26 protein-coding genes are annotated in these 9,891 nt (G+C 67.1%); 1 reads left to right on the forward strand and 25 read right to left on the reverse strand.

Translation table 11 applies throughout. From position 1 onward, the window contains the following. Nucleotides 1–80: 80 nt before the first annotated feature. Complete coding sequence (locus ACSLTV_RS30435; protein WP_432157805.1) at nt 81–263, forward strand: hypothetical protein; 183 nt, start codon at nt 81–83, stop codon at nt 261–263. Between the two features lie 90 nt (nt 264–353). On the opposite strand, the gene ACSLTV_RS30440 is transcribed toward ACSLTV_RS30435, so the two are convergent. From ACSLTV_RS30440 to ACSLTV_RS30560, 25 genes are all read right to left on the reverse strand, one after another. Beyond that, nucleotides 354–557 carry a hypothetical protein gene (locus ACSLTV_RS30440; RefSeq protein ID WP_432157804.1) on the reverse strand — a complete coding sequence of 68 codons (204 nt, stop codon included), beginning with the start codon at nt 555–557 and terminating at the stop codon, nt 354–356. After that, nucleotides 554–733 carry a hypothetical protein gene (locus tag ACSLTV_RS30445; RefSeq protein ID WP_432157803.1) on the reverse strand — a complete coding sequence of 60 codons (180 nt, stop codon included), beginning with the start codon at nt 731–733 and terminating at the stop codon, nt 554–556. The genes ACSLTV_RS30440 and ACSLTV_RS30445 overlap by 4 nt, the downstream gene beginning before the upstream one ends. Then, the gene (locus tag ACSLTV_RS30450) at nt 730–867 is read right to left on the reverse strand and encodes a hypothetical protein (protein ID WP_432157802.1); all 138 of its coding nucleotides are present in this window, start codon (nt 865–867) and stop codon (nt 730–732) included. The genes ACSLTV_RS30445 and ACSLTV_RS30450 overlap by 4 nt, the downstream gene beginning before the upstream one ends. Continuing rightward, nucleotides 864–1,076 (reverse strand): hypothetical protein, encoded by a 213-nt coding sequence (locus tag ACSLTV_RS30455; RefSeq protein WP_432157801.1) that lies wholly within the window; start codon nt 1,074–1,076, stop codon nt 864–866. The genes ACSLTV_RS30450 and ACSLTV_RS30455 overlap by 4 nt, the downstream gene beginning before the upstream one ends. Further along, a complete protein-coding gene (locus ACSLTV_RS30460; RefSeq protein ID WP_432157800.1) occupies nt 1,076–1,294 on the reverse strand; it encodes a hypothetical protein in 219 nt (72 codons plus the stop codon). The genes ACSLTV_RS30455 and ACSLTV_RS30460 overlap by 1 nt, the downstream gene beginning before the upstream one ends. Continuing rightward, nucleotides 1,294–1,554, reverse strand: coding sequence for a hypothetical protein (locus ACSLTV_RS30465; RefSeq protein WP_432157799.1), 261 nt, complete (start codon nt 1,552–1,554; stop codon nt 1,294–1,296). Before ACSLTV_RS30465 ends, ACSLTV_RS30460 begins: the two co-directional genes overlap by 1 nt. Then, nucleotides 1,554–1,748 (reverse strand): hypothetical protein, encoded by a 195-nt coding sequence (locus ACSLTV_RS30470; protein ID WP_432157798.1) that lies wholly within the window; start codon nt 1,746–1,748, stop codon nt 1,554–1,556. Before ACSLTV_RS30470 ends, ACSLTV_RS30465 begins: the two co-directional genes overlap by 1 nt. Beyond that, nucleotides 1,745–1,903, reverse strand: coding sequence for a hypothetical protein (locus ACSLTV_RS30475; RefSeq protein WP_432157797.1), 159 nt, complete (start codon nt 1,901–1,903; stop codon nt 1,745–1,747). Before ACSLTV_RS30475 ends, ACSLTV_RS30470 begins: the two co-directional genes overlap by 4 nt. A gap of 74 nt (nt 1,904–1,977) precedes the next feature. Next, on the reverse strand, nt 1,978–2,718 hold the full coding sequence (locus ACSLTV_RS30480) for a phiSA1p31-related protein (protein ID WP_435613265.1): 741 nt from the start codon (nt 2,716–2,718) through the stop codon (nt 1,978–1,980). Between the two features lie 73 nt (nt 2,719–2,791). Continuing rightward, nucleotides 2,792–3,556 (reverse strand): phiSA1p31-related protein, encoded by a 765-nt coding sequence (locus ACSLTV_RS30485; RefSeq protein WP_435613266.1) that lies wholly within the window; start codon nt 3,554–3,556, stop codon nt 2,792–2,794. Next, nucleotides 3,553–3,831, reverse strand: coding sequence for a hypothetical protein (locus ACSLTV_RS30490; protein ID WP_435613267.1), 279 nt, complete (start codon nt 3,829–3,831; stop codon nt 3,553–3,555). The genes ACSLTV_RS30485 and ACSLTV_RS30490 overlap by 4 nt, the downstream gene beginning before the upstream one ends. A gap of 1 nt (nt 3,832) precedes the next feature. Next, a complete protein-coding gene (locus ACSLTV_RS30495) occupies nt 3,833–4,420 on the reverse strand; it encodes a DNA (cytosine-5-)-methyltransferase (RefSeq protein WP_435613268.1) in 588 nt (195 codons plus the stop codon). Continuing rightward, a complete protein-coding gene (locus ACSLTV_RS30500; RefSeq protein ID WP_435613269.1) occupies nt 4,392–4,901 on the reverse strand; it encodes a DNA cytosine methyltransferase in 510 nt (169 codons plus the stop codon). The genes ACSLTV_RS30495 and ACSLTV_RS30500 overlap by 29 nt, the downstream gene beginning before the upstream one ends. Before the next feature lie 4 nt (nt 4,902–4,905). Beyond that, the gene (locus tag ACSLTV_RS30505; protein ID WP_432157791.1) at nt 4,906–5,157 is read right to left on the reverse strand and encodes a hypothetical protein; all 252 of its coding nucleotides are present in this window, start codon (nt 5,155–5,157) and stop codon (nt 4,906–4,908) included. Nucleotides 5,158–5,246: 89 nt separating this feature from the next. Continuing rightward, nucleotides 5,247–6,023 carry a hypothetical protein gene (locus tag ACSLTV_RS30510; protein ID WP_435613270.1) on the reverse strand — a complete coding sequence of 259 codons (777 nt, stop codon included), beginning with the start codon at nt 6,021–6,023 and terminating at the stop codon, nt 5,247–5,249. Between the two features lie 112 nt (nt 6,024–6,135). Next, nucleotides 6,136–6,558: a hypothetical protein gene (locus ACSLTV_RS30515; RefSeq protein ID WP_435613271.1), complete on the reverse strand. Its 423-nt coding sequence runs from the start codon at nt 6,556–6,558 to the stop codon at nt 6,136–6,138. Further along, entirely contained in the window at nt 6,551–7,096 is a 546-nt protein-coding gene (locus ACSLTV_RS30520) for a hypothetical protein (protein ID WP_435613272.1), read from the reverse strand. The genes ACSLTV_RS30515 and ACSLTV_RS30520 overlap by 8 nt, the downstream gene beginning before the upstream one ends. Beyond that, on the reverse strand, nt 7,093–7,314 hold the full coding sequence (locus tag ACSLTV_RS30525; RefSeq protein WP_435613273.1) for a hypothetical protein: 222 nt from the start codon (nt 7,312–7,314) through the stop codon (nt 7,093–7,095). Before ACSLTV_RS30525 ends, ACSLTV_RS30520 begins: the two co-directional genes overlap by 4 nt. After that, nucleotides 7,311–7,583: a hypothetical protein gene (locus ACSLTV_RS30530; protein WP_435613274.1), complete on the reverse strand. Its 273-nt coding sequence runs from the start codon at nt 7,581–7,583 to the stop codon at nt 7,311–7,313. The genes ACSLTV_RS30525 and ACSLTV_RS30530 overlap by 4 nt, the downstream gene beginning before the upstream one ends. Continuing rightward, nucleotides 7,580–8,008 carry a hypothetical protein gene (locus ACSLTV_RS30535; protein WP_435613275.1) on the reverse strand — a complete coding sequence of 143 codons (429 nt, stop codon included), beginning with the start codon at nt 8,006–8,008 and terminating at the stop codon, nt 7,580–7,582. Before ACSLTV_RS30535 ends, ACSLTV_RS30530 begins: the two co-directional genes overlap by 4 nt. Beyond that, a complete protein-coding gene (locus tag ACSLTV_RS30540; RefSeq protein ID WP_435613276.1) occupies nt 8,008–8,418 on the reverse strand; it encodes a hypothetical protein in 411 nt (136 codons plus the stop codon). Before ACSLTV_RS30540 ends, ACSLTV_RS30535 begins: the two co-directional genes overlap by 1 nt. Then, nucleotides 8,415–8,720, reverse strand: coding sequence for a hypothetical protein (locus ACSLTV_RS30545; protein ID WP_435613277.1), 306 nt, complete (start codon nt 8,718–8,720; stop codon nt 8,415–8,417). Before ACSLTV_RS30545 ends, ACSLTV_RS30540 begins: the two co-directional genes overlap by 4 nt. Further along, complete coding sequence (locus ACSLTV_RS30550) at nt 8,714–8,896, reverse strand: hypothetical protein (protein WP_435613278.1); 183 nt, start codon at nt 8,894–8,896, stop codon at nt 8,714–8,716. Before ACSLTV_RS30550 ends, ACSLTV_RS30545 begins: the two co-directional genes overlap by 7 nt. Continuing rightward, nucleotides 8,893–9,075: a hypothetical protein gene (locus ACSLTV_RS30555; protein ID WP_435613279.1), complete on the reverse strand. Its 183-nt coding sequence runs from the start codon at nt 9,073–9,075 to the stop codon at nt 8,893–8,895. Before ACSLTV_RS30555 ends, ACSLTV_RS30550 begins: the two co-directional genes overlap by 4 nt. Beyond that, complete coding sequence (locus ACSLTV_RS30560) at nt 9,072–9,668, reverse strand: hypothetical protein (protein WP_435613280.1); 597 nt, start codon at nt 9,666–9,668, stop codon at nt 9,072–9,074. The genes ACSLTV_RS30555 and ACSLTV_RS30560 overlap by 4 nt, the downstream gene beginning before the upstream one ends. Nucleotides 9,669–9,891 lie beyond the last annotated feature (223 nt).

A 9,891-nucleotide genomic window follows, 5' to 3' on the forward strand; every position in this document is an offset into this window, starting at 1 on the left:
GCATCCGCCTGCCTTCGTTGAGATCTTCGCGTTCTGCGGAGTCTCTCGGAAGCGGCGGCTGACACCGTCCGGGAGGCGGGATGTGGGCCGTTCTGGAGCAAGTGGCCCTGGCTGCTCCGCAGATCTTCCTCTGCGTCATCGTGTCGTTCGTCCTCATGATCCTTCTGTCGCTCGTCATAGCCCTCCGCAAAGCGGAGGCATCGGAGCGGCCCGAGATCATCAGGGCGCTTGCTGACCTGATGGCGTTCTGGAAGAGGCGGTGAGCCCCAGCCACACCACGGCGACGACGAGGGCCAGCGCGGGGATCAGAACCGGAAGGTAGGTCAGGATCGTCAGGAAGTCGCCAACGCTCCTCACCAGATCTCCCGAATGATCACGATCGCCTCGCCGTTGTCCAGCTCGTCTACGGCGTCGATGATGGCGGAGGCTGCCATCAGCTCTTCGCCCTCCCGCAGGCTGTGAAGTTTGGTCCCCTCGTGTACGGGCGGGATGACGAACTCCTCCCGCTCGCCGTCACGGCGCTCTGTCGTGACCTTGTGCACGTTGATGCGGCTCACTCGGACTCCTTCATCTCCTCGACCGCACGGCCGACGACGCGCGGAATCAGGTCGCGCAGCTTGTTGCGCTTCGTCAGCCCCGGATCCTTCGCAAGCCACAGCAGTTGCTCAGCCTCCGCGGCAGTGAGATAGAGGCAGATCGGGTGCACCTTCCGGCGCTTGAAGTAAGCCCTCACTCTGCCTCCAGCTCCCTCATGAACTCCTCCGTCAGCCACGGCCACGAGGCGTAGACGCTGCGCGCGAAGGTGAATTCCACGGGCTCCGCATCGGGGACGGGGCGGACGATGACGGTGTCCGGTTCGCGGATCACTGGACGTCGCTCCACTCCGTGTAGGCGGACTGGATCTGCGCCGACTGCACCCACTCCTGTTTCGCGTACGCGGTTCGCTGCCCGCGGGCCGCTCCGATGCTGTTGAACGGGCCAAAGAAGCGGACGGTCTGACCTCTGTGGTCAGGGGTGTGGCGCGTCACCTTCAACCGGTAGACGTCGTCATCGTCGCCAACCATCTGGCGGGCCATCAGTCCTCCTCCTCGTCGCCCCAGTAGTCGCCGAACGACAGTTCGCTGTCGACCTCGCCGAACACGTAGTGAACCCACCGGGTCTCCACGGCCTTGACGTCCGGGTCGGCGCGAAGGTCAGCAACGGTCTTCACCACGTCGTCCGGGTAGATGTCGTCCTCGTTGCCGCTCTTCCAGCGGATAGAGACGTGATAGGTTCCGCCGTCGAAGACGCCCATCAGAGGTCCCCCTTCGCTGCGCTGTACGCCAGGTCCATGGCGTCGCGCACGTCCCGGCTGCTCAGCTCCTCGCCGTAGGCGCACTCCCGCAACTCCGTCTGAAGGTGCGCAACATCGTTCGCTGCGAGAGAGCGGACGAGCGCCTCAAGCTCCTCGACGAACCCCGCTTGTCGGTATGCCTTGTCGCCCCACCAGTCGGCGAACTTCTCCCAGACGGCCGGCGTTATGCGCCGCTCCTCTTCGTCTCCTGAGATGACCATTACCTCTCCTCTCGTCTCATCACAACCACCTGCGCACCCCGTGCCAGCGCCACCCCGGCTGCCTCCCAGTACTTCGGGAAGTCCTTCCGGCTCGTCGCTGCGGGGCGGATGTAGACCAGGTCTCCCGGGCCGGCGTCACGGACGTCGCCCAGAGCGGGGGCGTTCGCGTCGTCGATGACGTGGAAGGCGCTCACTCGATGCCGCTCAGATCAGCGGACAGCTTGCGCGCGTCGTCGATGTCTTCGACGTCCCCGAAGTTGTCGATCAGTCGCAGTCCCGCGCGAACGAGGTTGAACTCCCGCCGGCTCAGCTCGATGACCACGGTCTCCGGCTCACGTACCTTCGCCATGTTCCGTCTCCTCTCTGTCCTCCTACGCCCAAAGCCCCCGGGCCACGTGGGCACCGGGGGCTGAGGAATGTGGGTCAGACGCGGGTGAGAGGGCCGTACTTCTCGATGGCCTCCGGAAGGGTGAAGCCGCACCACCCGTAGGGCACGGTCGGCGTGCACTGCGCCTGCACAACCGACGAGTCCTCCGGGTTGCGGCGGAGTGCCCAGTAGTCGCCGTCCTGGTCGCGGTACCGGGCCGACAGGTCGTAGACCACGCCGTCGTGGACGGCCACGGTGTCGGCCGGAACCTTCTCGAAGTCCTGCGGGCGGAACGTCCACTCGCTCATGCGTGCGCCGGGGCCAGCGTTGACCTTGATGCGGAACTCGTCCCAGAAGTCGTCGGTGCACGCCGACTTCACCTCGAACAGATCGCCCGCCTTGACGTCGGCGTGGTAGGCGTAGTCCTCCAGGATCCTGACCACGTCGCCGACCTTGACCGGCTCGTCCGCGGCCTCCGGCTCGACGGCCGTCAACGAGTCAGCGCCGTTGTGGCCGACGCGGCCGTCCTCCTCCTTCGTGGCGTACCACTCGTAGTCGCCGTCCCGGAACGGGCCCGCTTCGATGGTGTAGGTGGCGCCGGAGTACCGGCCCTTGACCTTGTCGCCGACGGCGAACGTCGCGGCCGGGGTCAGCAGGGAGCCGGACACCGTCCGGTGGTGGCCGTCGTCCCCTTTGAAGAAGTACCCGCAGCCGCCGGGGGTGTCGTACGGGCCGTACACGATCTCACCGCGACCGAAGACGGAGTTGACCACCTTGTCGCCGACCTTGAACGTCATCTTCTCTCCTCCGTGAGTGGCTCATGTGAAGGCCCCCGGATCGTCGGTGTCCGGGGGCCGTGCGGTGGGGTGGTCAGGCGGTGACGCGGGTGAGGGGACCGTATCCCGCCGCGACGCTGAAGGAATCGCCGTCGTACTCGTCCCGCGGCTTGCTGCCGATCAGGCCGACGACCTTGTCTCCGAACCGCGCGAACTCCCACACGTCGCCGTCCCGGTCGCGGTACTTTGCCGACAGGTCGTACGGCACGCCGTCGTACTCGTAGACGTCCTCGTCGGTGACTCGCTCGACGGCAACGCAGTTCCAGCGGCCGTTCAGATCACCGTGCCTGCCCCGACCGTCGCCGAACTCGACTTTGAAGGCGAAGTAGTTGTCCGGCGCGCACACCTCCACAACGGTGCCCACCCGACCGTTGAAGCGATGCGCCCCGCCCCCGTCGTCATCCGTCACTCGCACCCGGTCGCCGACCTCGATCGGTCGCTCCGCCTCAGCCTTCCGCATCACGCTCGCAAGCGCCGTGAAGGTGCGGACGTCGTCCGGGTCGGCCGGCTCGTCGACGAGCTTGACGACGTAGACGTCTCGGTCGTCGAAGGGGCCGTACTCGACGGTGGCCTTCGCGCCAGCGCGGGTCGTCAGAGCGACGACGTCGCCGACGGCGAACGCCGGGGTGGTCGGGATCTCGGAGAGCACGTCAGGGGTGACCACGACCTCTCGCCCGTTGTCCTGACGGACGAGGTACCGGGTGTCTCCGAACAGGCCGGTGTACGGCCCGTAGGTCACCTCCACCTCTCCGCGGACGTCGTGCTTGACCTTCTGCCCTACCTTGAACGTCTCCGTCACTTGCTCTCCCCCTCGTTGGTGTCGGCGATCACGACGACGTGCTCAGCGCTGACGGTCCGGACGGACGTCGTCTTGCGCGCGATGAAGCCGGAGTCCCGGCCCGTCGGGCGGACCTTCAGCATCGGGACAACGCGCCCGGTCCGCCGGTTGGTCTGCGTCTCCAAGACGATGGCCTCCGAGTTGCGGACCCGGTTTCCCTGGCGCGTCGGGTACGCGATGACCACGCCGGGGCGGATCTCCGCCCCCGTGAAGTCGGTGAGACGGGCTTTGCCCATGTCAGCTCTCCTCCGTGTGTCCTTCTGTGAGTTCCTCGTGCAGCCGCTCCCGGAGGAAGCGGAACGCCTCGTGCGCTTGCTGAGGACAGACCCCGTTACCGATACGGCCGATCTGCTCCTCACGCGTGAGGTCCGGAACGTCAGTGACCCACCCGTCGGGTAGGCCCATCATCCATTCCGCGAACTTCGGCGCGAGCTTCAGCCCACCGCGCGGCCCGCGCATGAGGGGGACGGGGGCCTGCCGCCCCATGAACATCTCCCACCGGTACACGCACTTCGCGAACGGCCCCCACCACTCCGCAGGAGTGTGCGGTCCGTCATCCGCAACGTCGTCCGGGTCGACGTTGAGGAGGAATACCACTTCGTCCTCCAGCGTCGGCCCGTGACCGCCGGCCTTGCGCTTTTCGGGATGCTGCGCGGATCCGTTGTTGGCAAGGTTGGCGGTCGGCGTCTTGAAGATCTTCTCCGCCTTCTCCCTAGGGAAGAGGCGGGCGAGGGCGGTCACGAGGTCGTCACCGCCCGACCCTTCACGGGTCCGCTTGGCCAGGTCGGGGCCGCGCTTACCGTCCGACTCCATCGGCGTCGGCAAGTGTGGCAACGCAGAACCAGCGGTCCCGATGGTGCGGAGCCCCGATGTCGGAAGCTCGAAGAGCTGTCCACGCCGCGTCATACCCGATCTCGTGAAGCGATGTGAGCACTGCTGCTTGTCCCCGATTTCGGAGTGCTCCCACGTTCTCCAGGTAGACGTGTCGGGGTCGAAGAATCCGTATGCCTTCGGCGATGTTGAACCAGATGCCGGAGCGCTCACCCTTGATTCCCTCCCGTCGACCGGCGTTGGAGATGTCCTGGCAGGGGAACCCCGCCGTAATGGTCGTGATGTCCTCGTCGAGGAGGACGCCCCAGTTCTGGTACCGGACGTCGCCGATGTTCGGGGCGTCGGGGAAGCGGTGCGCCATGACTCGGCAAGCGGCGCCGTGAACTTCAGCGACGACCGTCACCTTGTCGCCCGTCAGCGCCTCCACCGCGATACCCAGTCCGCCGTACCCGGCGCAGAGTTCGAGGATCGGCATGCGGTCACCCCGCTCGGAAGGACTTGATGACGACGCCCGCCGGGCCGTCGTTCTCCAGCCGCTCGACGGTGAGGTTGGAGCCGTCGCGCTTGAAGCCGCGGAAGTCCGGGTCCCAGAACGCGTAGTCGTCGTAGAACTCTTCCGCACCGTTCGTCGCGATCTTCAGTGCGGTCGCCTCGTCGCCCGCCCGGACAACGATCGCTTCGTACTCGTCGTAGTCGGTGTGGTCCGTCCGGGACACCAGGAACAGGGCCATGCGTTCTCTCCTCAGTGTGCGTAGAATCGTGAGAGACGCCCGCTCCTTCGCGCCGGAATCGTGAAGGAGCGGGCGTCATGCGGCGTCGCTCAGGCAGCCGCAGGGAGGTCAGCCGGCTCAGCGGCCTCGTAGGCGCCGCGGACCTTGATGACCGGCTTGTTGTAGCTCACCGTCTGGCCGGCGCGCGGGCCCTTCTGCGGGGTGTAAGTGACGTTCTCGATGGTCAGCGTCGCCAGGACCGGCGTGCCCTCGACGTCGTTCTCCTTGTCGCCGGCGTTGCCGTGCTTGTCCAAGTCGGCGAACAGCGGGCCGAGTGCCTCGACGAGCTTCCAGCTACCGGAGTTGAAGCGGAACTTGCCCAGGTCCGGGGCGTCGGCGAGCCGGAACTGCACGTCGACTGACGGCTTCGGCCCGCGCATCTTCGTCGCTTCGAGCTTGCGCTCCGCGATCAGCTTCGGGCAGCCGCACGACTTGCCCCGGTCCTCCTCCGGGCTGAGGTAGGCGAAGCCGTCGCAGTGGTGCGTCAGGCCGGCGCCCGGCATGAAGAGCTTGAAGGACGCGTCGACGCCGTCCGGCTCGATGATGATGCTGACGGTCTTCGCGTCGGTGAGGATCTGGAGGTTGTCCTCGTTGTCCGTCTCCCACTCCTCGACCTCACCGCCGAGGAGCTCGGCGATCTTCGCGGCGACGGTGGGGTCACCGGTCGTCACCCGCCACTCGTTCAGGGACTCCGGCTGCTCCTTGCCGCCGATCTTGACGAGGCGGCCGGACCGGAAGCGCCCGGCGAAGTCGTCGGAGAAGGACGAACGCTCCTTCGGAGCGGCGTCGGGGTCGGCGTCCCAGATGTTGCGGAGGTTGTTGGCCATGCGTGAGTACCTCTCGTAGGTGTCGTGTGCGTGGCTGTGTGCGGCCTCTCGGCCCTACACCCTTGTTATGGGGCGCAGATGACCGGATGTGACGCGAGGCGGACCGCGAATTTCAGTGAGCTGCGCGCCAGACTTCGCCATCCTCGTCGAAGCCGGCGAACTCAAGGCGAGGAACGTGAGTCGACTCGCGCTCGTCGAGGAGGGCGCGGAGACGGGTGATCTCCCGCTGCTTCAGCTCCAGTGCCTCCATGCCGAAGTTGGCTTCGTCGGCCGCGCGACGCCGGGCGGAGAGCCAGGCGAGGCGGTAACGGTCGCGTTCGCCGTGGATGCCGTCGTACGCGGTCACGGCGTTCTCCAGCATGGAGGCCCTGGTATTCACCTGGTCAACGTAGAGGGCGGCCCCGCTCACCTTGGCCTCCGAGACACGAAGGTCTCGGCTCAGCCGCTCGACCTCAGCCCGCAGACGTCCCGGGTCGCAGTGGTCGCAGTGACATGGACCCTCGTCGTAGTCGGGCGTCAAGCACTGCTCAGCCATGCGCCAGCCTCCACAGGTCCCGGTCCGTCGACGACACGCGCTTCGTCCCCAGCAGCCGCCACAGGTCCCCCGGTGTGACGTCACCCGGGAGCCGACCGTCGTCGAAGAGGTGGACCCCCGCACGGAGGTACGCCTCGTCGACGAGCTGAGAGCAGATGAGATGGCCCGTGTCGGCCACGAAGTCACGCACCCAGCGGGGCCGGATGCGGTAGTGCGCGAGTGCGATGGAGGCGTAGTCGAGGAAGCTGTACGGCGTCCCGACGAGGCCACGCGCAGCACCGCAGACCGACATGCGCTCCGCAGCCGTCAACGGGATCCGCCCCGTCGACCAGACGACGGGTTCGTTCGCGTCCTCCAGTGGGATCAGCTCCGCCCCGCCAGGCATGGCCTGGACGATCTGCCCGTTGCCGACGTAGACGTAGGCGTGCTGGACAGGCGCACCGTCGCCCACGAGGTACTGACCGGCGGAGACGAAGGCTCCGGTGAAGCCGCGGATCTTCGTCAGGGCGAAGTCGCCGGGCTGGGGGTAGGTGGTCATACAGCCTCCACGTTGAGTGATATGCGGAACTCGCGTTCGTTGCCGGGGAACGGGTCGCACTCCTCCACGCGCACGTGAAGGGCGTTGTCTTCGAAGCGCAGGGGTGTGAACCGGAGCTGCGGCCCCTCGTCGGGAGTGGTGTAACCCTTGATCCACTCCCCCAGCACATCAAGGGCGAGGTCGCGGACCTCCCCTTCAGCCCAGCCGCCAGGGGTCATCGGACCGCCTCCTCGCTCATGCCGAGCGCGTACCTCTGCCGGAACAGGCGGAAAGGCGTCGTGCGAACGAGCCGCAGGCCACGTCGCAGCCCGCGCGTCCTCTCCCGCGACTGCTCCAGCTCCCATTGCGTACGGGCGAGGAGCCTGTCCCAGTAGGTGAAGCGCTCGCAGCTCTCACACGCTGCCGCGCGGCCGTGCCAGGGGGTTTCGCGGAAGTCGGTGCGTGGCTTTCGGAAGTAGCAGCGAACGCACTTGAGGTGGGTCGTCATGCACTCACCTCCGGGTCGATCACGTCGGCCGCCATGTTGCAGTCGCCCATGTGGTCGTCTGTGTAGTCGCGGAGCCGCTTCGAATTGCGGATCCGCTCCGCGTTCAGATGCGACACGGCCGCGTGGTGGACGTCGATGGCGTCGAGGAGCGCGAGGTTGTGAAAGCCCTCCGGCTCCTCACACGCGGCGTCGATGATGGCCTGACGGGCGCCCAGCACCCTCGCCAAAGCGACGACTACGTCCCGCCCAATCTCCGGGCAGTCCTCCGCGGGGTGGCCCGTGCGCATCGTCTTGCATGCGGCCGGTGGGTGCTGGTCGCACTCGTCGCTCACGTTGTCCGTGTCGACGAGTCCGCAGAGAGCCAGCGCGCACGGGCACGTGGCTTCGATGTGGCCGGGGCCGTCGAAGGATCGTCCGATGTGCATCAGGTCGCCTCCGGGTCGATAAGGTCGGCGAGCTTGTATATGAGTTCGTTCTCCCGCTCGTCGCGCTCGTGCGGCCACGCCTCGTCGCGGAGCTTGTCCGCCAGAGCGTGCGCGTACTCCTTCAGCACCTCGTCGACCAGCCGCTCCGCCTCCGCGCGGTGCGCGTCCATGCGGCCCCGCCGGCTGACGGCGAGGAGGTTCGTCAGGGTGGTGACGAGGGTTCCGCGAGCGGACGTCGCCGTCGTTCCGCCCGGCTCGTAACGCCAGCACGCACGAGTGACAGGAACGAACTTGCTCGCGCAGACCCATCGGCCGTCGTTCAGCTTCGCTCCGTCGTCCTCACTGAAGGCGACGATGCGGTACTGCCGGTCGCCGTCTATGACGGTGTCGCAGAGCTGCGGATCGTTCATGAAGCCGCCTCCGGGTCGATCAGGTCTGCGGCTGCGTCGACGGCGAACCACCCGACGACGCTGTCCGTCAGGTCAGTTCTCTTCTCTCGCTGCCTCTCCGCCAGCGCGTGTACGAACTTCAGCGTCAGGCCGGCGCTCTCTGCGTACGTCGGCGCGTTGACCGCGCTCCAGAACGCTCCGCGGAGTTCCTCCGGCCACTCCGCGGGCGGCAGCGGGAGCCGGCAGGGCGCCTCCGGGTTCCGCGCGCAGGCGGGGCAGTCGCCGTCTCCGTTGGTGTCGTTCTCGCAGACGCTCCTCAACACCCCTGCACCTCCTCCGCCTCCGCGATCAGCGCCGACAGGTCGTCGCCGTTCATGCGCACCGTGGAGATCGTCTCTCCGCGAGCGTTACGCGTGTGGAGGTCGTACTCGATGCCAATGGGGGTGATGGTGACCGACGAGCCGTCGGCCGTGTGGATGGTGGTTCCGCCGTTGATCACTTGCACTCCTCGTACTCGGTAACTGACCGAATGGCCGACTCCCAGACGGCCCCGTGGTAAACCGTGCGGCCGTCGGCGCGGATGGCCACCCATCTGGCGTCGGGCCACACCTCGCCCGGGGCCGTCTTGTAGACCCGGTGCTTGCCGTTTCGAATGCAGCAACGACACGTGGCACTCATGCCTCGTCCGGCTCCTTCAGGGCTGCGTTCAGGTCGTCGATGGACGCCGTGCGCTTGCCGTCCAGTGCCTCTCGGAGCCGGCCGATCAGGGCACGGAACCGGTCACGCTCGGCGTCGAGAGACGCTTTCCACCCTCGCTCGCGCGACTCCGCGGCTTCCCGGTTCCACTTCAGGAGTTTGATCTCCGCGACCAACTCTTCGTGCGTCCATGACGCATAGGTGCTGGCAAACGCCTCCCGCTGCTTGCGCTCGCGCTCCAAGCGATCCACCCGGGCGCGCTCCAGGTCGTCCCAGACCGAGCCGCCGTCACCCACGGTCCCTGTCGGCGTGCTGTAGCCCTGCCCCGGTCCGGGAGCGCCGTCGACGAAGCCGGCCCAGCCTTCGGCTATCCAGCGGCCCAGCACTCCGTGAAGCTCCTCCACCTCGTCGCGGGTGAGCAGGAACGTGCGGCCTCCGCCTGTCGTCGGATGGAAGACGTTGACGAGGACGGTGTCACTCACCGGCGTCTTGTGTGTGGCTCCGACCGTGATCGCGCTGCGCCCTGCGTGCGTCATGTGTTCGTTGAGTGTGTGCATGCGGCTGAACAGGTACACGCTTTCTCCTCTCAGTGCTCCTACGCACTCAGCCCCCGGCGCCGTGGCAACCGGGGGCGAGGTGGGTCGTGTGTGGCTGGCGCTAGACGTCAGCGCCACAGACGTGGCACGGGTACTCCTCCATGTCGTCGTGGGAGCGCGGGCATTCGGTCTCCCCGCGGACGCCGGAGACTTCGGTCGGGCCTTCTTCGATCACTCCCCGCCCCCGCTGTCCCTGCTCGAC

It is taken from the genome of Streptomyces sp. bgisy159 (genome assembly GCF_965341775.1).
GTDB lineage: Bacteria > Actinomycetota > Actinomycetes > Streptomycetales > Streptomycetaceae > Streptomyces.